This is a genomic window from Rossellomorea orangium (assembly GCF_019334305.1).
In the GTDB taxonomy this organism is placed as follows: domain Bacteria; phylum Bacillota; class Bacilli; order Bacillales; family Bacillaceae_B; genus Rossellomorea.
This window is the reverse complement of sequence record NZ_JAHWGH010000017.1, coordinates 150,475-175,809: the sequence shown is the minus strand read 5'-3', so window position 1 is coordinate 175,809 and position 25,335 is coordinate 150,475. Positions and strand designations below refer to the sequence as shown.

27 protein-coding genes and 1 other RNA gene are annotated in these 25,335 nt (G+C 41.7%); 21 read left to right on the top strand and 7 right to left on the bottom strand.

Features of this window, described 5'->3' with window-relative positions; genetic code table 11:
- The first annotated feature begins 11 nt into the window (after positions 1-11).
- From KYJ26_RS15590 to KYJ26_RS15545, 10 genes are all read left to right on the top strand, one after another.
- Complete coding sequence (locus KYJ26_RS15590) at positions 12-1,301, top strand: ribonuclease H-like domain-containing protein (RefSeq protein WP_219168301.1); 1,290 nt, start codon at positions 12-14, stop codon at positions 1,299-1,301.
- Between the two features lie 320 nt (positions 1,302-1,621).
- Positions 1,622-1,933: a CotD family spore coat protein gene (locus KYJ26_RS15585; protein WP_219168300.1), complete on the top strand. Its 312-nt coding sequence runs from the start codon at positions 1,622-1,624 to the stop codon at positions 1,931-1,933.
- A gap of 262 nt (positions 1,934-2,195) precedes the next feature.
- Positions 2,196-2,753 carry an SLOG family protein gene (locus tag KYJ26_RS15580; RefSeq protein ID WP_219168299.1) on the top strand — a complete coding sequence of 186 codons (558 nt, stop codon included), beginning with the start codon at positions 2,196-2,198 and terminating at the stop codon, positions 2,751-2,753.
- Between the two features lie 104 nt (positions 2,754-2,857).
- The gene (gene gpsB / locus KYJ26_RS15575) at positions 2,858-3,166 is read left to right on the top strand and encodes a cell division regulator GpsB (RefSeq protein ID WP_206849149.1); all 309 of its coding nucleotides are present in this window, start codon (positions 2,858-2,860) and stop codon (positions 3,164-3,166) included.
- Positions 3,167-3,226: 60 nt separating this feature from the next.
- Positions 3,227-3,615: RNase P RNA component class B (gene rnpB / locus KYJ26_RS15570), an RNA gene on the top strand.
- Between the two features lie 150 nt (positions 3,616-3,765).
- Positions 3,766-4,902 carry a THUMP domain-containing class I SAM-dependent RNA methyltransferase gene (locus tag KYJ26_RS15565; protein WP_219168298.1) on the top strand — a complete coding sequence of 379 codons (1,137 nt, stop codon included), beginning with the start codon at positions 3,766-3,768 and terminating at the stop codon, positions 4,900-4,902.
- Positions 4,903-4,998: 96 nt separating this feature from the next.
- Entirely contained in the window at positions 4,999-5,166 is a 168-nt protein-coding gene (locus KYJ26_RS15560) for a hypothetical protein (protein ID WP_206849142.1), read from the top strand.
- A 177-nt stretch (positions 5,167-5,343) separates the two neighbouring features.
- Complete coding sequence (locus KYJ26_RS15555; RefSeq protein WP_219168297.1) at positions 5,344-7,269, top strand: ATP-dependent DNA helicase; 1,926 nt, start codon at positions 5,344-5,346, stop codon at positions 7,267-7,269.
- Between the two features lie 172 nt (positions 7,270-7,441).
- Positions 7,442-8,956 (top strand): carboxypeptidase M32, encoded by a 1,515-nt coding sequence (locus tag KYJ26_RS15550; RefSeq protein WP_219168296.1) that lies wholly within the window; start codon positions 7,442-7,444, stop codon positions 8,954-8,956.
- Between the two features lie 22 nt (positions 8,957-8,978).
- Positions 8,979-9,446 carry a GyrI-like domain-containing protein gene (locus KYJ26_RS15545; RefSeq protein WP_219168295.1) on the top strand — a complete coding sequence of 156 codons (468 nt, stop codon included), beginning with the start codon at positions 8,979-8,981 and terminating at the stop codon, positions 9,444-9,446.
- A 75-nt stretch (positions 9,447-9,521) separates the two neighbouring features.
- On the opposite strand, the gene KYJ26_RS15540 is transcribed toward KYJ26_RS15545, so the two are convergent.
- The gene (locus KYJ26_RS15540; RefSeq protein ID WP_219168294.1) at positions 9,522-11,168 is read right to left on the bottom strand and encodes a b(o/a)3-type cytochrome-c oxidase subunit 1; all 1,647 of its coding nucleotides are present in this window, start codon (positions 11,166-11,168) and stop codon (positions 9,522-9,524) included.
- Positions 11,169-11,645 (bottom strand): cytochrome c oxidase subunit II, encoded by a 477-nt coding sequence (locus tag KYJ26_RS15535; protein ID WP_219168293.1) that lies wholly within the window; start codon positions 11,643-11,645, stop codon positions 11,169-11,171.
- Between the two features lie 588 nt (positions 11,646-12,233).
- Between KYJ26_RS15535 and KYJ26_RS15530 the strand changes: the two genes are divergently transcribed.
- Positions 12,234-13,004, top strand: coding sequence for an SDR family NAD(P)-dependent oxidoreductase (locus KYJ26_RS15530; protein ID WP_219168292.1), 771 nt, complete (start codon positions 12,234-12,236; stop codon positions 13,002-13,004).
- Between the two features lie 56 nt (positions 13,005-13,060).
- On the opposite strand, the gene KYJ26_RS15525 is transcribed toward KYJ26_RS15530, so the two are convergent.
- A complete protein-coding gene (locus KYJ26_RS15525; RefSeq protein ID WP_219168291.1) occupies positions 13,061-13,510 on the bottom strand; it encodes a chemotaxis protein CheX in 450 nt (149 codons plus the stop codon).
- 188 nt (positions 13,511-13,698) lie between these two features.
- Between KYJ26_RS15525 and KYJ26_RS15520 the strand changes: the two genes are divergently transcribed.
- The 6 genes from KYJ26_RS15520 to KYJ26_RS15495 all read left to right on the top strand — a co-directional run bounded on the left by KYJ26_RS15520 (position 13,699) and on the right by KYJ26_RS15495 (position 21,429).
- Positions 13,699-14,769, top strand: coding sequence for a type III polyketide synthase (locus KYJ26_RS15520; RefSeq protein ID WP_219168290.1), 1,071 nt, complete (start codon positions 13,699-13,701; stop codon positions 14,767-14,769).
- 2 nt (positions 14,770-14,771) lie between these two features.
- Positions 14,772-15,335, top strand: a complete 564-nt coding sequence (locus tag KYJ26_RS15515; protein ID WP_219168613.1) for an isoprenylcysteine carboxyl methyltransferase family protein — start codon at positions 14,772-14,774, stop codon at positions 15,333-15,335.
- Between the two features lie 437 nt (positions 15,336-15,772).
- Positions 15,773-19,390, top strand: coding sequence for a dynamin family protein (locus KYJ26_RS15510; RefSeq protein ID WP_219168289.1), 3,618 nt, complete (start codon positions 15,773-15,775; stop codon positions 19,388-19,390).
- A 23-nt stretch (positions 19,391-19,413) separates the two neighbouring features.
- Positions 19,414-19,593, top strand: coding sequence for a hypothetical protein (locus tag KYJ26_RS15505; RefSeq protein WP_219168288.1), 180 nt, complete (start codon positions 19,414-19,416; stop codon positions 19,591-19,593).
- Positions 19,590-20,420 carry a sulfurtransferase gene (locus tag KYJ26_RS15500; RefSeq protein ID WP_219168287.1) on the top strand — a complete coding sequence of 277 codons (831 nt, stop codon included), beginning with the start codon at positions 19,590-19,592 and terminating at the stop codon, positions 20,418-20,420. The genes KYJ26_RS15505 and KYJ26_RS15500 overlap by 4 nt, the downstream gene beginning before the upstream one ends.
- A 109-nt stretch (positions 20,421-20,529) precedes the next feature.
- Complete coding sequence (locus KYJ26_RS15495; protein ID WP_219168286.1) at positions 20,530-21,429, top strand: 5'-3' exonuclease; 900 nt, start codon at positions 20,530-20,532, stop codon at positions 21,427-21,429.
- A 57-nt stretch (positions 21,430-21,486) separates the two neighbouring features.
- Here KYJ26_RS15495 and sspL read toward each other — a convergent pair whose 3' ends face one another.
- Positions 21,487-21,624 carry a small, acid-soluble spore protein L gene (gene sspL / locus KYJ26_RS15490; RefSeq protein ID WP_219168285.1) on the bottom strand — a complete coding sequence of 46 codons (138 nt, stop codon included), beginning with the start codon at positions 21,622-21,624 and terminating at the stop codon, positions 21,487-21,489.
- A 108-nt stretch (positions 21,625-21,732) separates the two neighbouring features.
- Here sspL and KYJ26_RS15485 point away from each other — a divergent pair, with 108 nt between their 5' ends.
- Entirely contained in the window at positions 21,733-22,221 is a 489-nt protein-coding gene (locus KYJ26_RS15485; RefSeq protein ID WP_219168284.1) for a divergent PAP2 family protein, read from the top strand.
- A gap of 34 nt (positions 22,222-22,255) precedes the next feature.
- Positions 22,256-22,522, top strand: a complete 267-nt coding sequence (locus tag KYJ26_RS15480; protein ID WP_219168283.1) for a DUF6123 family protein — start codon at positions 22,256-22,258, stop codon at positions 22,520-22,522.
- A 125-nt stretch (positions 22,523-22,647) separates the two neighbouring features.
- Here the strand turns inward: KYJ26_RS15480 and KYJ26_RS15475 are convergent, their stop codons facing one another.
- Positions 22,648-23,034 (bottom strand): reverse transcriptase-like protein, encoded by a 387-nt coding sequence (locus tag KYJ26_RS15475; RefSeq protein ID WP_219168612.1) that lies wholly within the window; start codon positions 23,032-23,034, stop codon positions 22,648-22,650.
- Positions 23,035-23,088: 54 nt separating this feature from the next.
- Positions 23,089-23,769 (bottom strand): queuosine precursor transporter, encoded by a 681-nt coding sequence (locus KYJ26_RS15470; RefSeq protein WP_219168282.1) that lies wholly within the window; start codon positions 23,767-23,769, stop codon positions 23,089-23,091.
- A gap of 95 nt (positions 23,770-23,864) precedes the next feature.
- Here KYJ26_RS15470 and KYJ26_RS15465 point away from each other — a divergent pair, with 95 nt between their 5' ends.
- Both KYJ26_RS15465 and KYJ26_RS15460 read left to right on the top strand, forming a co-directional pair.
- Positions 23,865-24,521, top strand: a complete 657-nt coding sequence (locus tag KYJ26_RS15465) for a reverse transcriptase-like protein (protein WP_219168281.1) — start codon at positions 23,865-23,867, stop codon at positions 24,519-24,521.
- Positions 24,522-24,585: 64 nt separating this feature from the next.
- Positions 24,586-24,783 carry a zinc-finger domain-containing protein gene (locus KYJ26_RS15460; RefSeq protein WP_219168280.1) on the top strand — a complete coding sequence of 66 codons (198 nt, stop codon included), beginning with the start codon at positions 24,586-24,588 and terminating at the stop codon, positions 24,781-24,783.
- 51 nt (positions 24,784-24,834) lie between these two features.
- Here KYJ26_RS15460 and cspD read toward each other — a convergent pair whose 3' ends face one another.
- A complete protein-coding gene (cspD, locus tag KYJ26_RS15455) occupies positions 24,835-25,035 on the bottom strand; it encodes a cold-shock protein CspD (RefSeq protein WP_219168279.1) in 201 nt (66 codons plus the stop codon).
- Positions 25,036-25,335 lie beyond the last annotated feature (300 nt).

The window sequence follows — 25,335 nt, the reverse complement described above, 5'->3', positions numbered from 1 at the left end:
GGGATACAAGCATGTCATTGAAAAATAAATTAACGAGAATGAAAAAGCATATTATCCGTGAAGAAAAGGTGGGTGCTGAGAGACAAGAGCCATCTGTCGTGGATAGGGTCGACCTGCCATTTATAAATGTGTGGAAAGAAAATGGGTCTGAACTATATTTCATAGATGATGATTTCTGCCTGGTGAGGGAGAAACGATATCCTATTGAGCATCAGCATGGAGATTATGCGTTCAAGGATTTCATTAAAGCTGTCGATGCGTGGCAGGGGTTCACTGGAAATCATCCCTTGTCTTCTAAAGGGCTCTCCCATGACCAAATGTTCTTTTTTGATACAGAAACAACAGGACTCGGAGGTGGGGTCGGAAATACGATCTTCCTACTGGGACATGGAAGAGTAACCGAGACAGAAGTCATCATCACACAACACTTCCTTCCACAACCAGGGAGTGAAATTCCTTTATATCACAGCTTCCTAAGCAATGTGGATTACAACACGTTAGTAACCTACAATGGGAAGGCCTTTGATTGGCCTCAAGTTAAAACAAGGCATACTCTCATTAAAGATCATGTACCGAAACTGCCAGCATTTGGGCACTTTGATTTATATCATGGTTCCAGAAGGCTATTCAAGCACAAACTTGAATCTGTAAAGCTCGTCAACGTGGAGCGAAACATTCTTGGCTTTCATAGAACCGATGATGTTCCTGGGTATCTGGCTCCCATGATTTATTTTGATTATATCGATCGTAAAGACCCGGAAGGTATCCTCAAGGTCATGACCCATAATGAATTGGACATCCTGTCGCTCATCACTCTATATACTCATTTGACTTTCCAACTCCTGAACGTCCACGATCAGGCAAGCGGGGAAGAAAGATTTGAAGTCGGCAGGTGGCTGGAGTATACCGGTAACACAAGAATTGCTAAAGAGCGTTACGAGGAACTCATCAAAGAAGATAAAAAGCCGAATTATGAGGCCATGCATCAGCTTGCCCTACAGTATAAAAGGGACAAACAAACGCACAAAGCGATTAACCTGTGGGAAGACATCCTGGAAGGGGCACCGGTTTCAATCCGTAAAGGAGCAATGATCGAATTAGCTAAACTATATGAACATAAGACAAAGGACTTGAATCGCGCTATGGACATGTGTGTACAACTATCAGCTTTGATTGGAAACTCGGTGGAAGCCAGTAAGAAGGACCTCACGCTTTCTGAAAATCTGATTCACCGCATGGACCGGATAGAGAGGAAATTGGAGAGAGAAACAAAACAAACAAGACCGTGGGACAAAGAATAAATTCATCCAGTGTAAAAGTGGTTCCATCTTCTTATTTTTATATTGAGAATTTTCAAAAGTAGTTGTAAAATAATAAATTGTGTTGAAAATATTTAAAATAAGAAGGAATGATGAAAATGAACCGCGCCATCTTGATTTTGTTCTTTGTCGTCATTGGTTTAACAGCCTTTGTTTTTACCAATTATTCACAAAGTTTATATAGTTTCATGTAACGATAAAAAATGTTCTTCCTAAAAATAGGTATTTTCATTAGTACATGTACCCTCTCTTCTTCATAGGCTATTATTGTAACAACTAAGCGATGAAAGGAGAGCGTTAGTATGTATTGCAGACCAAGACCTAATCAAGTACTACCTGCAGTTGTACACCCGACTAAATGTTGTGTGAATCACAACATGACGACTTATGAGGTGCCTCATATCCACCCGACCCACACAACAAACGTGAATAATGTTATGTATCAACATAAGCATTATTTCCCGCAGACACAATCACAAGTAGACAGTGTTTCACATCAACAGTTTAATTGTGGTGGAGGACCTGGAGGCCCTGGAGGACCTCAAGGCCCAGGGGGACCAGGATTCGGACCTCGGCCAAGACCACCATTCGGCCCATACGGTATGGGAAGATAATATATCAATGATGATTTCAAAGGGATGCATCTAAAAGACTGGACTCAGTATGTAGTGATAGAGTGTTTCTGCACATTATCATATACGAGAGAGATCTTTCTTGAAGGAGCATCTCTCCTTTTTTAATAGCGAAGGATGATCATCCTGAAAGATTTCCCGATCTTTAGAAACAGATGAAATATGATACAATATACAGTAAAGGATTAGGGTACACTAAGTGAGTAAAGGTACCGGATGTACCCGGAGTAAAGGGGTTTTCAATTTGGGGAATGTTGCATGTGTAACTGGGTATAAATCCTTTGAATTGGGAATTTTCAAGCAGGATGACAAAGCCGTTTATTACATAAAGCAAGCATTGAGGAAAGAACTGTTATCTCTCTTGGATATTGGCTTGGAATGGGTGCTCATCAGTGGACAGCTTGGTGTAGAACTCTGGGGGGCGGAAGTTGTTTTTGAACTTCAGGAAGATTACCCTGAGTTGAAATTGGCCGTCCTGACACCATTCATTTCTCAGGAAGAAAACTGGAATGACCAGAACAAGGAATATTACGAACTGATTCTGTCTCAAGCTGATTTTGTCGAAACGATTTCAAAGCATCCTTATCAGAATCCACAGCAGTTCCGGAATAAGAATCAATTATTTTTACAAAAAAGTCACTCTTGCATCATTCTATATGATGAGGAAAAAGATGGTTCGCCCAAATACTTCTATGATGAAGCGAAGAGGAAAAAAGAGTCCGATCCTTCTTTTGAATTAAGGGCAATCAGTTTTCAGGATCTTCAATGGATCGTTGAAGAAGAGCAGTGGAAAACAGACTGAGTAAGCAGGATTCAAGCCGATATACCACCGAATTCATTTGAAATAGATTGACAAAATGATGGTTTTTTGAAAAAATGATAGTGATAAATATAGAGGTGAATAGAATGATCTCAGATAAAGTGAAATTAACGGCAAAGGATATTCTCGAGAAAGAATTCAAAAGTGGAATGCGGGGATATAAGCCGGAAGACGTGGATAAATTTTTAGACTTGATTATTAAAGATTATGAAACCTTTCATCAAGAGATAGAAGATCTTCAGCAGGAAAACCTGCGTTTGAAAAAGCAGGCAGAAGGTGCTGCTAAGCAACGTACACAGGCTCCACCACAGCAGACAGGAACAACCAATTTCGATATTTTAAAACGTCTGTCCAATTTAGAAAAGCACGTATTTGGAAATAAATTATACGACTGATTTTTCCAGTTGAATTTCTAGGTGAAATACCGTATAATTAGTTATTGCTGTTCCTTAATGGTGTTTGGGTAATCGCTGCAACGTTAAGTTGTAGAGGAAAGTCCATGCTCGCACGGTGCTGAGATGCACGTAGTGTTCGTGCCTAGCCAATTCATAAGCTAGGGCAGCTCAAATTGGGCTGACGGCAGGGAAAACACCTACGTCTCATTTCCTGAGATATGGTGTGACTACTTTGAAAGTGCCACAGTGACGAAGTCCTGTTAGAAATGACAGGAGTGGAACGAGGTAAACCCCACGAGCGAGAAACCCAAATTAGGTAGGGGAATCCTCTCAGAGGAATTGAACGAAGAGAGGGACAAAGGAATTTCCTTTGTAGATAGATGATTACCGCCCGAGTACGAGACAAATAGTCGCTTGCAGTACAACGGAACAAAACATGGCTTACAAAACACTATTACGGGATAAAAGCAATATGGATTTAATAATGCAAGTGACTGATACATGCAGGTAATACACTGCTCTTTTGTATCAGTCCTTTTTATTTTAATGAGTACAGGTACATACTATTGTAGTGTGATATTTTTGAGCGGGGTGACATTATGGGTACATATACATTAATCGCAACGGCAGCGATGGGCTTGGAATCGATTGTTGCCAAAGAAGTGAAGGAACTGGGGTACGATTGTCAGGTTGAAAACGGGAAGGTCATCTTCAAGGGGGATGAAACGGCGATTGCACGGGCCAATATGTGGTTGAGAACTGCCGACAGAATCAAGATCCTTGTGGGAGAATTTAAAGCGTATTCCTTCGATGAGCTATTCGAGAATACAAAGAAGCTTCCCTGGGAGGATTTCCTCCCTGTAGATGCAGAGTTCCCCGTACAGGGTAAATCCGTTAAATCAAAGCTGTACAGCGTGCCTGACTGCCAGGCGATCGTCAAGAAAGCGATTGTGGAACGTCTGCGTACTGCTTACAAAAGAACATCCTGGCTGGATGAAACGGGACCTCTTTTTAAAATTGAGGTTGCCATCCACAAAGACGTGGCAAGCATCACACTGGATACAAGTGGACAGGGTCTTCATAAAAGGGGATACCGTATCGGTCAAGGTGAAGCCCCATTAAAGGAAACCCTGGCAGCGGCATTGATCCAATTAACGACCTGGAATCCTGATCGCCCGTTTGTTGATCCGTTTTGCGGGTCAGGGACCATTGCGATTGAAGCCGCTCTGATCGGCCAGAATATTGCACCTGGATTCAACCGTGAGTTCTTGTCGGAGGAATGGCCGTTAATGCCTAATGATGTATGGGAGAAAACTCGTCTGGAAGCTGAGGATTTGGCTAACTATGACCAACCACTTGAAATACTCGGTACGGATATCGATCATAGAATGGTCGAAGTTTCCAAAGAAAATGCATTAGAAGCAGGGCTAGGCGACCTGGTGAAATTCAAGCAAATGCAAGTCAGAGATTTCACTTCAGACTTAGAATACGGAATCATCGTTGGAAATCCTCCTTATGGAGAACGTTTAGGTGAACGTAAAGAGGTAGAGCATATGTATCAGGAGATGGGAAAAGCCTTTGAAAAGCTGGATACTTGGTCTGTATACATGCTGACTTCCCATGAGAACTTTGAACAGTGCTACGGGAAGCAAGCCACCAAGAAACGTAAATTGTTCAATGGATTCATAAGGACAGACTATTATCAATATTGGGGGCCGCGTCCACCGAGAAAATGATTTTTCCTGTTTGAATAAAAAAAGATGAAGAAGTTCAGAATATCCTTTTCACTTCCTGCGTATAATAGTTCTATCATTTTTAGGGGAGTGAATAGGATGGACCATTCTTCCATCGATTTCCACAAAATCTATCAAGCCTTACAAAGCTCCATTTCTTCCATATCGGGTGAAGAAGGAGCGGGTGCAGACTTGCATGAAGCTGCGAAAGATCTGGATCAAGCATTTCAATATGAATTGCTTAGAAAAAAGAGAATATACGACTGAGTACAGTCTCGAAAGACCAGGGACATCCATACAAATGGTAGACTCACCCTTTGTATGGAGAGTCTCTTTTCTTTTGTTTGTTACCATAGAGGGACGTCAGATTATTTGTCCATTACCCCTTTTCAACAGGAAAAAATTCTAGTAAATTAGAAATATTGTGTCACGCAGGAGGTCCATATGAGAAGAAAATTACCATTTGAACTTACGAAGGAGCAATCCTTTTATGAAGCATTATCCGATTGGGTCGGTGATGTTTTTTATGATTTATTGCCTGAAAAGGGATTTGATTTACGAGATGAACAGGTCTTTATGGCTTTTCAGCTCAATCAAGCATATAAAAATAAGCAGGTCATGTTTGCGGAAGCAGGAGTTGGTACAGGGAAAACCCTGGTGTATCTTCTATATGCATTATCCTATGCGAGGTATACAGGGAAGCCTGCAATCATCGCCTGTGCCGACGAAACGCTCATAGAGCAGATTGTCAAAAAAGAAGGGGATATAAAGAAGCTTGAAAGCGCACTTGACTTAGACATAGATGTTAGACTTGCAAAATCGAGGGAGCAGTATCTTTGCATTAAAAAACTGGAAGAGAACGTTTCGAATGATGAACTCTATCTGGATATGTGGGAAGAATTGCCGGGATTTGTTCATGATAATTCCTCCATGCGAAGCTTCACCCATTATGGGGACCGTAAAGAATATGCCGGGTTGTCAGATGAAGAATGGAATCATGTAGGCTGGGACTCCCTTCAGGACTGCATGTCATGCGTCTATCGCCACCGCTGTGGTCTAACCCTTCATCGTGAACATTATCGGAACGCGGCTGACTTGATAATTTGCTCCCATGATTTTTACATGGAGCATATCTGGACAAAGGAGAGCAGAAAGCGGGAAGGACAGCTTCCACTCCTACCGGAAGCGAGCTCCGTCGTATTTGATGAGGGTCATCTGCTGGAATTCGCTTCTCAAAAAGCGATGACGTACCGAATGAGAATGGAGACACTTGAAAGCCTTCTTGAAAAGCTATCATCATCGGATATGAGGGAAGAGACACTGTATATCATTGAAGACATCATGTTGGAAAATGAAAAGTGGTTCGATTTATTGGAAAAGGAATCCAAAGCAGAGATTGGTTCCGAAAGGCAGTATATTACCCGGTCTGAATCAATATTACAGCAGGGCAGATCACTTACTGAGAAAATCGAAAGTCTATTGAATGAGCTCGTATTTGAATCAGAAATGTATGTCATGGATGATTATTTACTAAAGGTTGTGGAAGAATATCTGGAGCAAATTCAATATTCCTTGAAACTATTTTTAGATGACGAGAAAGGAATCTATTGGTTGGAAACATCAAAAGAAGAGCATACCTTTGTCGTGATGCCTAGATTAGTAGAGGAAATTCTGAAAGAACAAGTATTTTCTCAAAGTATTCCATTCATTTTCTCTTCTGCCACTCTGTCTTATAATAAAGATTTCTCATATGTTTCCCAGTCGCTGGGGATCGAACAATATGAAAAATTCTCAGTGGAATCACCTTATGAGTACGAAGAGATGATGAAAGCCTATCTTCCATCACTGGATGCCGAGGCAAACGCAAAGAGTCAGTATGCATTTGATCAACTTAAGAGTAACCAAGGGAAAACGTTGATTCTCTTCTCATCCAAGAATGAAATGAATGCTTTCAGGTCTTATCAACTTCAACAGGGGGATCAAGCCTGGGATGTGATTTATGAAGGTGACAGAGAAATCAGTGATACGGTAGAACAGTTCCAGCAGGAAACATCTACGGTTCTTTGTTCCTATCACTTATGGGAAGGTCTGGACGTGCCTGGTGAGTCTCTTTCGCAGGTGATTATCTACTCGCTTCCATTCCCGCCAAAGGACCCGGTATTTGATGCGAAACGGAATCATGCCTCAGATGCAATGCAAGAAGTAGACATTCCTTATATGATCCTTCGCTTGAGACAAGGGATCGGCCGCTTGATTCGTACGAGTGAAGACAAGGGAAGCATCCATGTTCTAATGAATGACACTGAAACATCCTTCAAAGGACTGGTAGAATCGGTTTTACCAGTCGGAATTGAAGTACTGAATGCATAGAGATTGAAATGATGCCGCCTGGATGGGCGGCTTTTTTAATGGATCCAGGTTCTTTTAGCATGGATGATAATAGCTAAAACGATGATTCATTCATCCCCAAACGTTTCTGAAGCCAAGTTTCCAGAAAAATATGATAAAATAGATTGTATGTAAAAAAAGGGGGCTTTATAAAATGAAAGAATCAGTAACAGAGACAATAAATCAATTTAATGATTATGTGAAAAAAATGTCTGCATATAATGAAGCACTGGGATTGATGTTCTGGGACTTAAGGACGGGTGCTCCAAAAAATGGAGTTGAGCAGCGATCAGAAGTCATCGGGATGCTATCATCAGAACTATTTGAAATGTCCACTTCGAGTGAAATGGCCGCTTACCTGGCGAAACTCTCTCCAGAGATGGATCAATTGGATGAAATGACACAGAAATTATTGGAAGAATGTCAAAAAGAATATGATCGAAATAAAAAAATCCCTGCTTCTGAGTATAGGGAATACGTAGTATTACAATCAAAAGCGGAAGGTGTCTGGGAAGAGGCAAAAGAAAAAGCGGATTTCGATATGTTCAAGCCTTACTTAGAGAAGCTTGTGGCATTCACAAAACGCTTCATTGATTATTGGGGTTATGAAGAAAATAAATATGATACATTACTGGATATGTATGAGCCGGGTGTAACAGTAAACGTGTTGGACAGGGTTTTTGGCGATCTTAGAGATCAAATCGTTCCACTTGTACATAAGATTTCTCAATTGGAAAATAAACCACAAACCGATTTCCTTTATAAAAACTTTCCTAAAGATAAACAAAAACAGTTCAGTTTAAAAATCCTTGAACAAATGGGATACGATTTTAACTCCGGCAGATTGGACGAAACAGTACATCCATTTGCGATTGGTTTAAACCCTGGTGATGTGAGGGTAACTACTAAATATGACGAAAGTGATTGGAGAACAGCAGTCTTTGGTACAATTCATGAGGGTGGTCATGCACTATATGAACAAAACATTTCAAAAGACTTGATGGGTACCCCTCTTTGTACGGGAACGTCAATGGGGATTCATGAATCCCAATCGCTGTTTTATGAAAACTTTGTAGGAAGGGAGCACGCTTTCTGGAAACAGAATTATTCGTTGCTGAAGGAATACTCGACAGGACAATTTGATTCCGTTGAATTAAGTGATTTCTACAGAGCGATCAATGAGTCGAAGCCCTCTTTAATCCGGATCGAGGCAGATGAGTTAACATATGCTTTACATATCATTATTCGCTATGAAATTGAAAAAGGATTATTTAACGATGAGATCGAAGTGGAAAATCTCCCTGAAATCTGGAATCAAAAATATGAAGAATACTTAGGTATACGTCCTTCACATAACGGTGAAGGAGTGCTGCAGGATGTTCATTGGGCAGGGGGGAGCTTTGGTTACTTTCCGTCATACGCATTAGGATATATGTATGCGGCACAGTTAAAGCGTGCCATGTTAAAGGATATTCCTCATTATGAAGAACTGTTGGAACGAGGAAACCTTACACCAGTAAGAGAATGGTTGACGACGAATGTGCACCAGTGGGGCAAGATGAAAAAACCGCTTGAAATTATCAGGGAAGTGACTGGGGAAGGGCTCAATGCCCAATACTTGGCCGATTATCTGACGGAGAAGTATTCAAAGGTTTATTCCTTGAATTAACAAATACATTGGAGGCAAAATCATGGAAATTAATGTAGCATCACTGGAGGATAAATTACTTGTTGGAATAGGTTGGACCGGTCCATATGGAAGAGGTTCCGAGATTCCAAGACTATTCACTAAATTTCAACAGATGATCCCATCCATTCATCATATCAATGGAGATGAATGCATATATGCACCTTTCCATGACAGAGCGACTGATTTTACGTACTATTGTACCGTGGAGGTTGATCGTGTGGAGAAGCTTCCACCGGGGCTGGTTGAACTGTCACTCCCTGCCGGAGAGTATGCCCACGCCCTTTATAGAGGTCTTTCGACGGAAGTGGAGCAAGCCTACTTTGCTATCTTTAACTGGATTAAAGAAAACGGGTTTGAGAAGGACTACTCCAGACTGAGTGTCGAGAAGTATCTATCCCAGGATAGAGAAATCAACGAAACGGAAGATGAACGGAAATTAGAGCTCTTTGTCCCTATTAAACAGAAATAGTAAAGAGGCTGCTTCATTTGAAGCAGCCTCTTATAATGCTTGTCGCTCCAGCGCAAGCCCCTGGAGCTTTTCTTGTTACCACATACGGTACCCTTTAGATGCGGGCGGTGCATTTTGGATCATGTCGATGAATGGGGCAGAGTAGGCAACAAGAATGAGAGCCGCTAAGATGGTTAACCAAATTTTCCAGTTTTCAAGGACCATTGGGGTTCTATCGGCTGCTTCTGCTTGTTCGCCTACAGGAAATTCTTCCTCTCCTCTCGGTGCAAAGAATGCCAGGTTGATGAAGATGTATAGAACGAGAATGATTCCCATGAAAAGGATGGTCCCGCCAACACCCTGGGCGATTTGATAGGGGATCCAATCCATTGCCTGTGATGCATCACCATAGGTGGAATAAGAAGACCTTCTTGGGGCACCCAGTAAACCAGCTGCATGCATGGCACCAGACATGATGCTCATCCCTACCGCCCAGACGATGGCTTGGACGATGGCCAGTTTGTTCATCGCTTTCGTCAAGACACGTCCAGTTAAATGAGGTACTAACCAGTAAGAGATACCAAAGAACGTTAAAACGACAGACGTGGCAAGTGTTAAATGGAAATGACCGGTCACCCATATTGTATTATGAACAACCTGATTCATTTGGTTAGATGCATTGATCAAGCCGCCAGCTCCTGCAGGGATGAAAGCGACCATCCCGATAAATGGTACAGTAAACCGTGCATCAGACCATGGAAGCTTCTTGAACCACCCGAATAATCCCTTAGCCCCTTTGGAACGTCCGTACATTTCAAAGGTTGCAAACAGCGAGAATGCCGTCATCAGGGAAGGAATCACAACCATGAACGTCAGGACTACCTGCAGGAACTTCCAATACGCATCTATTCCAGGTTCTACCAATTGGTGATGGAAACCGACGGGAATAGAGAACAGAAGGAACAGGATAAAAGATAGGCGTGCCAATGAATCGGAAAAGATTTTCCCCCCTATGATTTTTGGGATGATCACGTACCAGGCCATATAAGCAGGCAACAACCAAAAATACACGAGTGGATGACCGAAGTACCAGAATAACGTGCGACTGACAAGAACGTCGACCCTGTCCACCAAACCAAGGGACCAGGGGAGAAGCTGGAATAAAACAGTTCCTGCTACACCAATGGTGGCAACGATCCATAAGACGGTGTTGATAACAGCCATGAAGGTTAATAATGGGCTCGGCTGTCCGGGATGTTCCTTCCTCCAGCTCATGTATTTCATGATCATCCCTGCACCGCCAAACCAACTTCCAACAACCACGAATGTCAATCCTAAGTAGAAAATCCAATGTGCCTGCAGAGGAGCATAAAATGTATAGAGTACCGTGGCTTCATTTAATAGAATCATAACGGCAGCCATGATCGTGCCAAGGAGCATGATCCAGAATCCTGCCCACCCCATCATAAGGGATTTCTTGGAATAGGTACCTGACGTTCGGGAAATGGCCGCATGCTGGAATCCCAGGATAAAGAATGTCGTAAGTACTAATCCGAGTAATACCCCGTGAACCGTCAATACTTGATAATATCCGATTCCAGCGGGTAAAGTGAAACGGCCTGAACGTACTAAAACCTGCAATAACCCTGCCAATCCCCCTAGTGCCAGGGCGAAGAATCCAACATAGATATGGGCCATGGCGAGTGTTGCATCTTTTTTATCGATTCTCATCAAAGGATTCATTTAGTCCACCACCTTTATCATAGATTTCATCGTGTGATGCCCAACTCCGCAATATTCATTACATACAATGAGGTATTCTCCGGCCTTATCAAGGGTTGTCGTGTATTCACTGACAAATCCCGGCTCAAGCATCATATTGATATTCGTTCCTGCCACTTCAAACCCATGAATAACGTCTTTGGTTGTGGCAGTAATCTTCAGTGTTGACCCCTTTGGGATATCAATCTCCCCTGGAGTATAGTTAAAAGCCGATGCAACAAACACCAACTCATAATCCCAAGACTTTCCTTCCACCTTTTTTAATCCAGGCTTATTAAATGGTGCGATTTTGTCCACTTGCTCCGGGTTGACGTATGCCTTCGCACTTGGAGGCTGATGACCTTGATGAAAAGCACTGATTCCCAATATGATTAAAAATAATATAAGAGACCCTGTTCCTAACGTTAACCACCATTTCTCATACCGATGCATATGCATGTAGACCACTCCTTCAAATTAAAAACGATTCAGAAATAATATGAATACCCCAATCCATGTAAGGACTAAAAAACCGCCTAAAAATAATACGGAGGTAAAGGTACCTTTTAATGTATCGGATTCCTTCACTTTCATCACTGATTTTTGACGTAATTCCGGTTTTCCCATTCCCCTCATTCCTTCCCGTCAATGGACGATTGCTTTGATACTTTTATCATAAGTGGGGACATGGACTAAAATCTGTGATAAAAGTCACACATGGTGAGTAAGTTTGTGAAGAAATTGTGAAGCGATTCAAATTTGGGCTTTTTATAGCGTTCATTTACCAATCTTTCTTGCATAGAGTGTAGGAATGGAAAGGGAAGGAGAAGATCAGGTGCAAAAATTTTATTGTAAACAGTGCTGCCAAATTTTTTCTGATAAAACGATTTGTCCTCAATGCAGACTGCCTGTCGAAGCAGAGATTTATATCCAGGTTCATTATCACCAAGGCAAGAAAGGTCATCAATGAGAGGTTTACCTTTGGGAGAGACCGTATCTGTGTTAATATTAAGAAGATTTAATTTATAGATACGGTGGTGGGGAGAAATGTATTTACCTTCATTTTCTTTAAAAAACAAATTGGCTGTTGTCACAGGGGCAGGCCGCGGAATCGGACGAGCCCTCAGTATTGGGTTGGCAGAAGCTGGTTGTGATGTTGTCCTCTTATCAAGAACCAGGCGCGATTTAGAAGAGACGGCAGGAGTCATCGAGGAACTGGGGAGAAAGGCTTATATCCTCCCGACAGATGTAACATCCCGTGAAGACATTCAAAATGTTATATCCTACATAGAAGAAAACGGCATGTGCATTGATATTTTAATCAATAATGCCGGGATGAATATCCGGTCGACTGCCTTGGAGGTTACCGATGAAGAATGGCAGAAGATCATGGATACGAATCTTAAATCCGCTTTTATGATGAGCCAGGATGTGGGGAAACACATGAAAGAAAGGAACCGTGGGAAAATCATTAATATTGCTTCTGTTGCTGGTCATGTTGCCCTCAGGACCGGGGTCGTTTATGCTTCCACGAAAGCTGCCATGATTCAAATGACTAAGGTATTGGCAATGGAATGGGGAAAATACAATATTCATGTGAATAGCATCGGTCCATGGTATTTCAAAACGCCGTTAACCGAGGAATTGCTTCAAAATGAAGAGTATGTCAGCGATATATTGAGCGTTACTCCATTAAAAAGGATAGGTGAACTGGAAGAATTGGTCGGTCCTGCGGTGTTCCTCTCTAGTGACGCATCTAACTATGTTACAGGACAAACCCTTTTTGTAGACGGCGGCATGACGATTCATGGATTTTAACTGTCTCGAGACAAAAGGCTGACCTCTATTTAAGGTCAGCCTTTTCTCGAATGCTTCTATTCAATCATTAAAACCACCAGGAAATCCCCTACATTTTCAATCTTAATCGGTAGTTTTAAAGCTTTATCAAATCCATACATCCTTGATTGACCGACAATGACGGTTGGGGGGGTAATATCCAAAGAGTGGCCGGCTTGTGCAAGGAGTGTTGCCAGGTTTCCCGCGATCATGTTTCCAAGTTCCCCTGCGAAAGATTCAAGCATTTCACCCTCCAAAGGCATTCCAAACATGGATGCACCCAAACCTTGAAAGCTCTCCTCTTCACCATCAATGATCATTCTGCCTCTAACATCCCCCGTAAACCCGATGAGTACACCGATTTTATGCTGGCTGAACGGCTCTGTCAGCAATGAGGGTTTAAGAACGTCAATGTGCAAGGGAATGACCCCTTTAATCGATTCTACTGAACTATTGAGTATATCTGTGACACTTTTCGTTAAAATCATGTCGTTTCCTCCAGTATTTTGTCACTATAATCATATCATATAGACTAGGCTGAAAGGATGGTATTTTAGTATTTATTTCATACTAAAGAACTATTTTACAAATTGTTTTTGAAGTATTACTCTGCATACATGTTTTTGATATGTTTGGAAAGGCTATCCTTACATGGAAGTGTAAGGAGTGGACATACATGCCGAAGATACTCTCAGTAGAAACTGAAATCCCGCCTGTTAAAATCACGCAAAACGAAGCGGCAGAATTTGCGAAACAATTATTTTCTTCAAGTTATAGGGATATTGGCCGCTTAATCAATGTGTTTCAAAACGGTGAAATAGAAAGTCGCTATTTCGTGAAGGATCTCGAATGGTTTTCCAAGGAACATTCCCTACAAGAAAAAAACGATGAATTTATCCACCATAGCGTTGAATTGGGTACGAAAGCAGTCAAGAAGGTGTTATCAAGCCAAAATCTCACCTTGAAAGACATAGATGCTATCCTAACCATATCTACTTCGGGTCTTTCAACCCCGAGTCTTGAAGCAAGAATAATGAACCAGCTCCCTTTTTCTCCTCATGTAAAACGAATACCGATTTGGGGGTTAGGGTGTGCAGGTGGAGCAAGCGGATTATCACGGGCGTACGAATACTGCCTGGCGTTTCCTGAGTCAAATGTTCTTGTTCTATCAATTGAATTATGCTCACTGACCTTTCAACACGGTGATCGTTCAAAGAGTAATTTGATTGGGACGTCGCTTTTTGCAGACGGAGTGGCATGCGCCCTTGTGTGTGGGGACAAGAGCCTGGCCTTAAAAGGATTGTCACAGCCATTGCCAACAATCCTTGCCACCCAGTCGACGCTACTTGAGGATTCATTGGATGTCATGGGGTGGGAGGTCAAGGAAAATGGACTGCATGTTGTTTTCTCCAAAGATATTCCAACACTGGTAAAAAATTGGCTGCGACCGAATGTTGAGGGATTCATCGGGGCAAATGGGGTTGAGCTCGGAAATATAAAACACTTTGTCGCCCATCCAGGTGGGAAGAAAGTGATTGAAGCATACAGAGAAGCATTGGGAATGGATGAAAGTATGACCAATGAATCCATGAAAGTCCTTAAGGAGTATGGGAATATGTCCTCAGTGACGATTCTATATGTCCTGAAAGAATTTATGGATAAAGGCTGCGAACGCGGGGACATTGGCTTAGGCACCGCTCTCGGGCCGGGATTCAGTTCTGAGCTGCTATTGATGAGGTGGGAATAATGCTGTATTTTATGCTTTTTTTCTCCGTGTTGATGATCCAAAGAATTGTAGAATTATTCATTGCCAAATCGAATGAAAAGTGGATGAAGTCTCAGGGGGCCAAGGAATACGGACAGACCCATTATCGTATGATGGTCGCTATCCACATCGCTTTTTTCATTTCCCTGCTCATTGAAGGAGGACTCCTTCATTCGGGAGTCAACCACTACTGGCCGTTTTTACTTGGTGGTTTCATCCTGACTCAGCTGGGGAGAGTATGGGCGATCGCTTCACTCGGGAAGTATTGGAATACGAAGATCATTGTACTCCCTCAAGCTGAAGTTGTGGCAAAAGGTCCTTATAAGCATTTGAAGCACCCTAACTACCTTATCGTTACATTGGAATTTCTGATTGTTCCTCTCCTATTCAACGCTTATTGGACATTGTTTATCTTTGCACTATTAAATCAATTCATCCTTTCTATCCGCATCCCCCTTGAGGAACGCGCATTGAAGGAAGAAACGGATTATGAAATGGTCCACGTCAGAACAAGACGCTGGATACCGCTGTTTAAAAAAGAAAAATGAATTTCTTATTGAAAATGATTATCAATTTTGATAATATTCTAATTGAAGATGAAAATTATTCTCAAAAGGGCGGGATTCAAATGGTATGGTTTTTGATATTATTTACTGTAGTAGCGTATGGCTTCATGATGAAATATGTATTATCCAATGTTATGAAGAATCCGGTACAAGGGAAGAAAATATCTTCATACCAGAGAGACACTAAATCTTTTGCTCACTCAAATCTGATTGCAACAGAAACGACACGATAAATAATCCTGGCCTTCTTCTACACGGAAGAGGGCTTTTTATTTTGTCTTTTTCCACTTTTATCACTTCCGCATATACTGTCATTAATCTCCGCTCTCCCTTGCCGACATGAATTCATAGAGAATTTAATCAAAATACGATAGAATAAAAACGTTATCATTCTTTTTAAAGCAGAAAGGAATTAGACTATGAGTCAAATTGAACATAAGAGCATCCATTTACATAATGCGTTACAAGAACTGGCAGCCTATTACGATCTCTTCCTTCAAAGTGGGGATGAAGAGCGGGCTTCCAAGGTGGAACGATTGGCTGAAAAGTTGAACAAACATGAATTGATCCTGGCATTCTGCGGCCATTTTTCCGCTGGTAAATCCACCATGATCAACCGTTTGATGGGGGAAGATATCCTTCCTTCCAGTCCGATCCCAACCAGTGCGAATTTAGTGAAAGTTCATCATGCAGAAACTGATTTCGCGAAAATTCACTATCATCAATCACGTCCTTTGTACTTTAAGGCACCATATGATTTTGAGGCCATAAAGGAATTTTGCAAAAACGGTGAAGATGTGTACTCTGTGGAAATCGGACGAAAGAGAAGTGATGTGCCTGAGGGTGTGTCTGTTTTGGATACACCCGGTGTCGATAGCACGGATGATGCACACAGGTTGTCAACGGAGTCTGCCATCCACCTTGCTGATGCCGTCTTCTATGTGATGGATTATAATCATGTCCAATCACAGGTGAATTTCGAGTTCACCAAAGAGATGGTTCGTCATGGTGTCAAATTGTATTTGATCGTCAATCAAATCGATAAGCATCAGGATGAAGAATTAGCATTTACCGATTTCCAGGAAAGTGTGAGGAACTCATTCGCCACGTGGGGAGTCGTACCCGATGGAATCTTTTTTACAACCTTGAAAAATCCTGGTCATCCACACAATGATCTTAAAAAACTAGAGACCTTGATTGAAGACCAAGTGAAAAGGAAAAGTGAACTGATTGGAGACTCGGCAGTGTCGGCCATTTCACAATTGAAATCTGAACATGAGAAATGGTATGAAGAAGAGCTAGGGAAAATCGAGGATAAAGCCCGGGATATTCTTACAGATATAGAATGGGAGAAAAAAGATGACCTCCTTCAACAGGAAAAAAAGCTGATTGAAACCCTAGCCAAAAATGATGTCAAAGCCATTAAAGATCAATTCGAGGAAGAGAGAAGGGAAATCCTCAAAAATGCGTACTTAATGCCTTTTGAAACAAGGGAATTAGCGAAAGGTTATCTTGAAAGCAGACAACCGGACTTTAAAGTCGGTTTCCTATTCTCAAGGCAGAAGACAGAAGAAGAAAAGGCCAAAAGGCTCCAAAAATTTAAAGAAGACATCAACACCCGGATAGAATCCCAATTGGAATGGCATTTAAAGACACTTGGTAAAAACATGTTGAAAGAATATCTACCTTCATCAAATCTTCGCGGGGAATGGGATCGATTGAGTCTTGAAGTAGATGACCGTTTTCTGGAGGATTTAGTTAAACAGGGGGCAGGTGTCACGAGTGACTATGTTCTGCAATACTGTGAGGATCTTTCTGAAGCTTTAAAGAAAAAGGCAAGAAATGAAACCAATGGGCTGATTGAAACACTGATTGCTGAAATGGAGACCTCAACAACAGATGAACAATCAGTCATGGAAGCAGAATTGAAGGAGCTTCAGAATAAGACAGGTATCGTTTATCAATGGAATTTACTTCAGGATGAGAAAATCGCACAACTTCGAAAGTTAATGAATGTGGAGATTGAACAAAAGCGGGCTGATTCGGTCATTTCACAATGGACCGGTAAATGGAAAGAACGGGAGGAAGATTATATTCTTGCCTCAGATGAAGTACTGGAACAGAAACAGGAAGTGAAACGTGAACCGGAAATGAATATAAGAGCCTCTATGGATGAGCTGGAAACGTCTACCTCAATGGAAGAGGTCATTGATCGATTAGACATGATGTCGGGTGTGTTCAGAAAGTACAAAGGCTTTACGAAAATGGCTGATCTGTTGGAAGGCAAGAGTGACCGGCTTTCCAATCAATCCTTTACGATTGCTTTGTTCGGTGCATTTAGTGCCGGGAAATCATCGTTTGCAAATGCCCTGTTAGGACGTAAAGTACTTCCGGTGAGCCCTAATCCGACAACGGCTTCCATCAACCGTATCAACCCCGTATCAGCGGATAATGAGCACGAAACGGCCAATGTACAGATTAAAACCTATGAACAACTATTTTCTGACATCAATCATTCCCTTTCGTTTTTTAATAAGAATGTTTCATCCCTGGATGAAGCAGCAGAATTGATTCCTCCGCTAACCAGTGAAGGGAGCGGGAAAGAAAATGTTCACCTATCATTCCTGCAAGCCTTTCTCAAGGGGTATCCTACCTTTAAGGAAAATCTCGGCAAGACACGAAAGGTAGACCTTGAAGAATATAGGGGATATGTAGCAGATGAGGAGAAGGCTTGCTTTGTAGAGTCTATTGATCTTTATTATGATTGCTCTATTACAAGACAGGGAATCACCCTCGTCGATACGCCGGGGGCGGATTCTATCAATGCGCGACATACGGGTGTTGCCTTCGAATATATCAAGAATGCGGATGCGATCCTGTTTGTGACGTATTATAATCATGCATTTGCCAAAGCAGACAGGGAGTTCCTAATCCAATTGGGCCGTGTGAAGGACACCTTTGAATTGGATAAGATGTTCTTTGTCGTCAACGCCATCGATCTTGCCAGTGACGAGGAAGAAAAGAATGAAGTCATTGACTATGTAGAAGGTCAACTGATGCAATATGGGATCCGTTTTCCAAGGATTTTCGGAGTATCGTCCCTTCAGGCGCTTAAAGAAACAGATTCTCATAAGTCAGGTATTGCTGAATTCAAGGAGGAATTTCATACCTTTATACAGAATGATTTAGTGAGTATGAGCATAGATTCAGCTCTCGGTGAATGGGATAGAGGGCTGCAGCGTTTTAGCCACTATCTTCATTCAGCTTCTAGTGACAAGACCTATAAACAAGCAAGGAAAAAAGAACTGGTGGAAAGAAAGGCAGAGGTTCTCTCCCTTATCGATTCACAACCTGTAGAGCCGCTTACGGTAGAAATGCAGCAGGAATCGAAAGAGCTCGTCTACTATGTAAAACAAAGAGTATTTTTCAGGTTGTCGGACTTTTATAAAGAAGCATTCCATTCAGGGTTATTTTTACAATTCCCTACACAGTCACAGGCGATCCAAGAAGGGTTGAAGGAACTTCTATCGAGTATCGGCTTTGATCTGGCTCAGGAAATGCGGGCTACATCCCTGCGGATCCAGCAGTTCATTCAAAAGCAGCTCCGGGATCAATGGATGGCTATGGAAGAGAAAATTCAGCGGATTGAAGGGGATCTGGTCATTTCTCCGATGGAATATAAAAATGACAGTACCATTGAATTTGAGAACGCCTTTAGTCAATTGGAGCTGCGTCCGTTGGAAGACGCCTTTTCAACCTTTAAAAATCCGAAGCATTTCTTTGAAAAAGGCGGTAAAAAGCTGATTCAGGAAAAACTGGAATCGATACTTCAGGAACCTGCCGACCATTATCTGGCACAGGAACATTCACGCATGGATACATGGGGGAAAACGTATCTCGAAGGAGAGTTCCAAGCACTTAAAGAAGAAATGAGTAGTCAAGTGATGGATCAGATCACGTCCAATCTTGAGGCCCTCGAGAACGTTCAGGACCTGAATCAACTGAAACGGGATTTAGAACAGCTCGAACAAGCATAAAGAAGCGAAGGGGGACAATCTCTGTGAATCCTTATCACTGCTGTGCCACATGCATTCACATTGAAGGAATGAAGTCGAATGGGAGGACCACCTATCATTGCTCAAGACTTGGCTATGAAACGAAAACCACTTATCAATTTTCCTGTTGGGAACCGAAGGAGGAAGTGGTGAAATTGATGAAGAAGAGGGGGATGAAATCATGAGTGTGCTCGTAGAGGTGGATTGGCTTATGGACCATATTCATGACGGGGATATACGAGTCATCGATTGTCGTTTTACTTTGGGGAATCCCGGAGAAGGGCGGGAACGTTACAATCATAGCCATATACCGGGTGCCGTCTTTTTTGACCTTGAAAAGGATTTATCCGGATTTGCGAAAAAGCACGGGGGACGCCATCCTCTCCCGAATATGAAAAATTTCCTTCGTAAAGTCGAGGACGCAGGGATCGACAATCAATCAACCATTGTGATCTATGATGAAAAGGAAGGGGCATTCGCGGGCCGATGCTGGTGGTTATTCCATTATATCGGTCACGAGAACGTCTATGTTCTGAATGGGGGATTTGCCGCTTGGAAAGAGGCTTCAGGGGAAAGGGAATCAACTGTGCCCATGTATCCCCCAAGAAGCTATCGTCCCAACTTCAAAGAAGACATTATTGGCACTTTGCAAGAAGTAAAGGAGATTGCAAATGGGGAAAGAAATACGCCTTTGATCGACTCACGGAGCACGGAACGTTTCAAGGGTCTTGAAGAGCCGATTGATCGTATACCTGGCCATATACCTGGTGCCATCAATCACCCATGGACAGATGGGGTCAAGGAAGGGTATTTCCTTGGCCAAAACGAGCAGAATAAGCGTTTCAAAGAGCTGAAGAAGGAAGACCCCATCATCGTTTATTGTGGATCTGGTGTGACAGCCACACCAAATTTCATTGCTCTTAAGGAAGCTGGATTTACTAATGTGAAGCTTTATGTGGGAAGCTACAGTGATTGGGTTTCTTATGAAGACCACAAGGTGGAGAAAGAATAATCTAAAGATAGCTAATTGGAAAAGGTTCATCACTTTTCCAATTAGCTATTTATTCGTATATGTTATACTTTAAAAGGTGAACGGAACGAAGTATTGAGGAGTGGTTGATTTGGAAAAGAAAAACGAGCATTTATTATTGATAGATGGCATGGCATTATTATTTCGATCTTTTTTTGCTACAGCCGTAACCGGCCAATTCATGATGAACTCAAAAGGACTTCCAACAAATGGTGTTCAGGGATTCATGAAGCATTTACTGATGGCCGCTGACCATGTAAAACCTACCCATATCATTGTGTGTTGGGATATGGGAAGTCAGACTTTCCGCAATGAAGTATTCAATGATTACAAATCGAATCGAAATGCACCTCCGGTTGAATTGATTCCTCAATTTGATCTTGCAAAAGAGGTGGCTGAAGGGTTCAATCTTTCCAACGTTGGAGTGGTCGGATATGAAGCAGACGATTGTATTGGGACGCTGGCAAAGCTTCATCAACCCGAGAGAAAAGTTTCTGTATTAAGCGGCGACCAGGATCTTCTTCAGCTTCTTGATGATAACATTGAAATCATGCTTCTGAAGAAAGGTTTTGGAAACTATCAAACGTATACGAAAGACATTTTCGAAGAAGAAAGAGGAATTACCCCGCAACAATTCATCGATGTGAAAGCATTGATGGGAGATACGAGTGACGGGTATCCAGGGGTTAAAGGAATCGGGGAGAAAACGGCACTGAAGCTGATACAACAGTATAATGATATATCCGGGATCCTTGCCAATCTGCACGAGTTGACCCCTGCTCAACGAAAGAAAATTGAAGTAGACCTGGACATGCTGCATGTTTCAAGGAAATTGGCCGAAATTCACTGTGAAGTACCATTATCTGTTTCCGTTGAGGAAGCAAGATGGAATAACGTTTCACATGATACGCTCTCACTGGTGGACGACCTGGAATTGAAAGTTCTTAGAAGGTTTTTAGTAGGTTCAAATGTAATGATGGCTTCCAGCTAACCCTTCATTAGAGTGTCAGGGACCTTGAATAGTCCCTGACACTTTTTGTGTAATAAATTATTTTGTGTTCTTCTTTTTAGCTGCATTTTCTAATGTGCTCTTCGGCTCCATGGCGAATTCAGCATCCTGGGAAATTCCTTGCGGGTTAACGCTTTTTGCGTTCTTCCCTTTGTTTTTATTGTTTCCTTTAGTCATTCTACAAACCCTCCTTTATAGATCTTTATTATTTTGTCATTGTTACATACAAATATCCCATGTACAGAAAGATATTTGGGACAAACTATGGTTAAGGGAGGTGTGAGGGTGAATAAAGGAATTGTAACCGCATTGATCAGTATAGCCATTGCCCAGGGATTAAAAATCCCACTACACTTTTGGAAAAAGAAGGAATGGAAGCCTGAGCTGTTTTTTCAGACCGGAGGAATGCCGAGTTCCCATAGTGCCGGAGTGTCATCTTTGACGACATTCATTGCGTTGAAGAGAGGAGTTAGAACGGTCGACTTCGCTCTTTCTTTCATATTCGGTCTGATAGTCATGTACGATGCCCAGGGGATCCGCCGGCAAACCGGTGAATTGACCCTTAAAGTAAATAGCCTGGATGAGCTCGTCCGGAAAGCGCATGAAAAGGAAACCGTGGAATTCAAAGAGAAAAAACCGAAGAGACTGAAGGAAATGCTCGGACATCAGCCCCAGGAAGTGGTGGGAGGAGCAATACTCGGGTCCCTACTTGGCTTCATTGCCTTCTTGTTTTCCAAAAAGGATAGGCAAAAGAAAAAATTTTCTGTAAGATAAGAGAAGACAAAGTGGTGATAAGGTGAGGAGAAACGTGAAAAAGACAACAGAAGATTTTCTCATAGATTTGGAAAACAAAGGATTCAAATTTCAAGAAGACGCGATCGGCTTCATCTATTTTGGCAAAAAGTACACTGACGCCCCGGATGAACTGGTCAATAGCGCAATTGAAATCACATTGAAAGCCCAGAAACAATTTGACAGCAGCTTCTACATGTCCATATTGGAAAGACTTCACTCCCAACAGATCTCTTCCAGAAAGGAAGCATTAAGATGGATGGAGCTGCAGGGGTTGGCATAGGGAGTAATTTGATGAACGTAAAAAAAGACCACCGAAAAGGAGCTCCTTTTCGGTGGTTTTCGTGATAGCTTAAAGGAATTAAGGGACAATCATTGTATTTCCTATTTTACTTCAAAAGAATCCCTTTAATTCAGATGGATGGCTTTTCGGGCAAGTTCATCCGCTGCTTTATTTTCTTTACTTGGTACCCATTTGACAAAGAAAAGGTTCATTTGCTTCGTGAGTCCCAAAATTTCTTCAAGTAATGGTTTATATTGACTGTTGCGGACAAATTCCTTCTCAATCGCCTGAACCACAGCTTGTGAATCGCTGCGCAGCCACACGATATCCGCCTGCTTCTCTAAACAGAATTCAAGTGCCATCCTGCATGCAGTGAATTCAGCTTCGTGATTATCCATCATTCCTAAAGGGATCGAATGTTTTTCGACTAATCCGTTGTTCTTGATCATGATTCCTGCGCCACTTGGACCGGGGTTCCCGGCACTTGCCCCATCAACATTCACTTCAATCACCATTATTCACCTCATCAAACAATATATTTATAATATATAGTAGCATATTCCCTTCTAGTTCGTATTCTTGGGAAATCGTTTAGCGATGTAGCCAAAAGGGGTATCCATGAGGGAAATGACCCATTTGAGGAGATAGGTTGTAATAAATATTTCAAACCAAATATCCATTGGATATTCTCCGAGGAAAGCAATGCTTGTAAAGACAAGTGTATCCAATAGTTGACTCACCATCGTACTCCCATTGTTACGAATCCAAAACTGTGCGTCTGTAGGGAATTTCTCCTTTAAATATGAGAAAATGTATACATCTGTTAACTGACTGACCAGGTAAGCAGCCAGGCTTCCAATGGCGATTCGTGGGATAATGCCAAAAATCGTCGCCAGGGATTCCTGTGCGAAGTCCTCAGGGTGTGGTTGAAATTGCAGCACCAGTTGCATAATAATAGTCATAACGATCAGAGTGAAGAATCCGAGCCATACTGCTTTTTGGGCATCTTTCTTCCCGTACTTTTCATTCAGGATATCCGTCACTAAAAATGCGGTACCATACATGGCATTTCCTAATGTCGCTGTCATTCCGAAGATTTCGATTGTCTTAACGACCTGCAGGTTTGCAAGAATGGTGGAAATCCCGATCCAAACAAAGAGTCCGGTCCGTCCAAACATTCTATACATGAGCAGTAAACATGAGAACGTAACTAGTACGAAAATAAATCCAAACCATATATTAAACATAAAATATCCTCCTAACCATAAATGAAACAATAGTCCTCATTATACAAAGAAAAATGATTTTGAACAATAAAATGGAGAAAACGGAGTGAATGACAATGGATATGAAGATCAAATATAAATACAAAAGTAAAACGGTTTCTGATATATGGTTTGAATCCGATTATTTTCCACGAAAAGAAACGTTGATTCATATTGATGACCTTATGAAAACAGGAAGAGTACTTGATCTTGAAATCATTGATGAAATGGGGAATTCATGGAGTAGGAAGGAATTCATGAAATTGAATCAGGAGTTGGAGAAAGAACCTGAAAATATTGTTCTGTTCTTTGACGGCGGATATGACAAGGAAACGTCGAATGCTGGTGCCGGAATTGTCATCTATTATGATAAGGGCGGGGAATCCTTTAGAATCAGGAAAAATGAACTTCTCGAAGGAATTGAAAATAATAATGAAGCAGAATACGCAGCATTACATATTGCCCTTGGCCTCCTTGAAGAAATCGGTGTAAAAAATGTTCCTTGTACAATCAAGGGTGATTCCCAGGTGGTGATGAAACAGGTGGAGGGAGAATGGCCATGCTACGAAGAAGGCTTAAATAGGTGGCTCGATCGAATCGAAGCACGTATCCATAAGCTAAGACTGAAGCCAGAGCTCGTCATCCTGGGCAGGAAAGACAATAAAGAAGCCGACAAGCTCGCCAACCAGGCATTACAGGGAACAAACGTACACAGTAACAAACGGTTAGAATAATTTCACCGGGTATTATATACTCTATTAATAAAACGAACATTGTTATAAATCTAGGAGTGATTTCATGAATCGAAAAGAAGTGGTGGATAGAGTGGATGAGCTCGTTGACACCTACTGTAACGATTGCTTACTTAAAGCGCATTTTCGCAAGGAGTACGGTAAAACTTATGCTCATCGCTTTTGTATAGAACAATGCACCATTGGCGAACAAATCCGACAGTACGGAGCACGATTGAAGAGGAACGATTCGCATCAAACATAAAAGGCAGCCAGGAATGGCTGCCTTTTATGTTTGATCTATTGTTTTGTACAATTATGATTTAACTACGTTTGCTGCCTGTGGTCCGCGGTTTCCTTCAACAACTTCAAAAGAAACTTCTTGACCTTCTTCTAATGATTTGAACCCTTCACCTTGAATCGCTGAGAAGTGAACGAATACATCATCTCCACCTTCAACTTCGATGAATCCAAAACCTTTTTCATTATTGAACCATTTTACTTTACCATTTTGCATGTTAGAATCCTCCTAAATCGTTCAAGCACAGTTGTGCCTATGGAAAATAGTTTTCACGAAATGAATGATCCCAATGCTTAAAAATAAGCATGAAAACCGTCCATTTCAATGATGTCTTTACTATACAATATGACGATTTTCGAGTCAACATTTCCTCTTTTTTCACGGAAACGTTTAACCAATTTGGTTAATATGTGTTGACAATTTTTGAGTGAGGAAATAAAATTTGCATTAAGGAAACTTTTATAGTCATACATAAAATAAATTCCTTATTCAAAAAAAAGTGAACATATACAAGTT

Excerpts from the sequence above, each read along its gene's own strand:
- KYJ26_RS15590 (WP_219168301.1), top strand. The coding sequence starts at position 12 with ATGTCATTGAAAAATAAATTAACGAGAATGAAAAAGCATATTATCCGT.
- KYJ26_RS15585 (WP_219168300.1), top strand. The coding sequence starts at position 1,622 with ATGTATTGCAGACCAAGACCTAATCAAGTACTACCTGCAGTTGTACAC.
- gpsB (WP_206849149.1), top strand. The coding sequence starts at position 2,858 with ATGATCTCAGATAAAGTGAAATTAACGGCAAAGGATATTCTCGAGAAA.
- KYJ26_RS15565 (WP_219168298.1), top strand. The coding sequence starts at position 3,766 with ATGGGTACATATACATTAATCGCAACGGCAGCGATGGGCTTGGAATCG.
- KYJ26_RS15560 (WP_206849142.1), top strand. The coding sequence starts at position 4,999 with ATGGACCATTCTTCCATCGATTTCCACAAAATCTATCAAGCCTTACAA.
- KYJ26_RS15555 (WP_219168297.1), top strand. The coding sequence starts at position 5,344 with ATGAGAAGAAAATTACCATTTGAACTTACGAAGGAGCAATCCTTTTAT.
- KYJ26_RS15550 (WP_219168296.1), top strand. The coding sequence starts at position 7,442 with ATGAAAGAATCAGTAACAGAGACAATAAATCAATTTAATGATTATGTG.
- KYJ26_RS15545 (WP_219168295.1), top strand. The coding sequence starts at position 8,979 with ATGGAAATTAATGTAGCATCACTGGAGGATAAATTACTTGTTGGAATA.
- KYJ26_RS15540 (WP_219168294.1), bottom strand. The coding sequence starts at position 11,168 with ATGAATCCTTTGATGAGAATCGATAAAAAAGATGCAACACTCGCCATG.
- KYJ26_RS15535 (WP_219168293.1), bottom strand. The coding sequence starts at position 11,645 with ATGCATATGCATCGGTATGAGAAATGGTGGTTAACGTTAGGAACAGGG.
- KYJ26_RS15530 (WP_219168292.1), top strand. The coding sequence starts at position 12,234 with ATGTATTTACCTTCATTTTCTTTAAAAAACAAATTGGCTGTTGTCACA.
- KYJ26_RS15525 (WP_219168291.1), bottom strand. The coding sequence starts at position 13,510 with ATGATTTTAACGAAAAGTGTCACAGATATACTCAATAGTTCAGTAGAA.
- KYJ26_RS15520 (WP_219168290.1), top strand. The coding sequence starts at position 13,699 with ATGCCGAAGATACTCTCAGTAGAAACTGAAATCCCGCCTGTTAAAATC.
- KYJ26_RS15510 (WP_219168289.1), top strand. The coding sequence starts at position 15,773 with ATGAGTCAAATTGAACATAAGAGCATCCATTTACATAATGCGTTACAA.
- KYJ26_RS15500 (WP_219168287.1), top strand. The coding sequence starts at position 19,590 with ATGAGTGTGCTCGTAGAGGTGGATTGGCTTATGGACCATATTCATGAC.
- sspL (WP_219168285.1), bottom strand. The coding sequence starts at position 21,624 with ATGACTAAAGGAAACAATAAAAACAAAGGGAAGAACGCAAAAAGCGTT.
- KYJ26_RS15470 (WP_219168282.1), bottom strand. The coding sequence starts at position 23,769 with ATGTTTAATATATGGTTTGGATTTATTTTCGTACTAGTTACGTTCTCA.
- KYJ26_RS15465 (WP_219168281.1), top strand. The coding sequence starts at position 23,865 with ATGGATATGAAGATCAAATATAAATACAAAAGTAAAACGGTTTCTGAT.
- KYJ26_RS15460 (WP_219168280.1), top strand. The coding sequence starts at position 24,586 with ATGAATCGAAAAGAAGTGGTGGATAGAGTGGATGAGCTCGTTGACACC.
- cspD (WP_219168279.1), bottom strand. The coding sequence starts at position 25,035 with ATGCAAAATGGTAAAGTAAAATGGTTCAATAATGAAAAAGGTTTTGGA.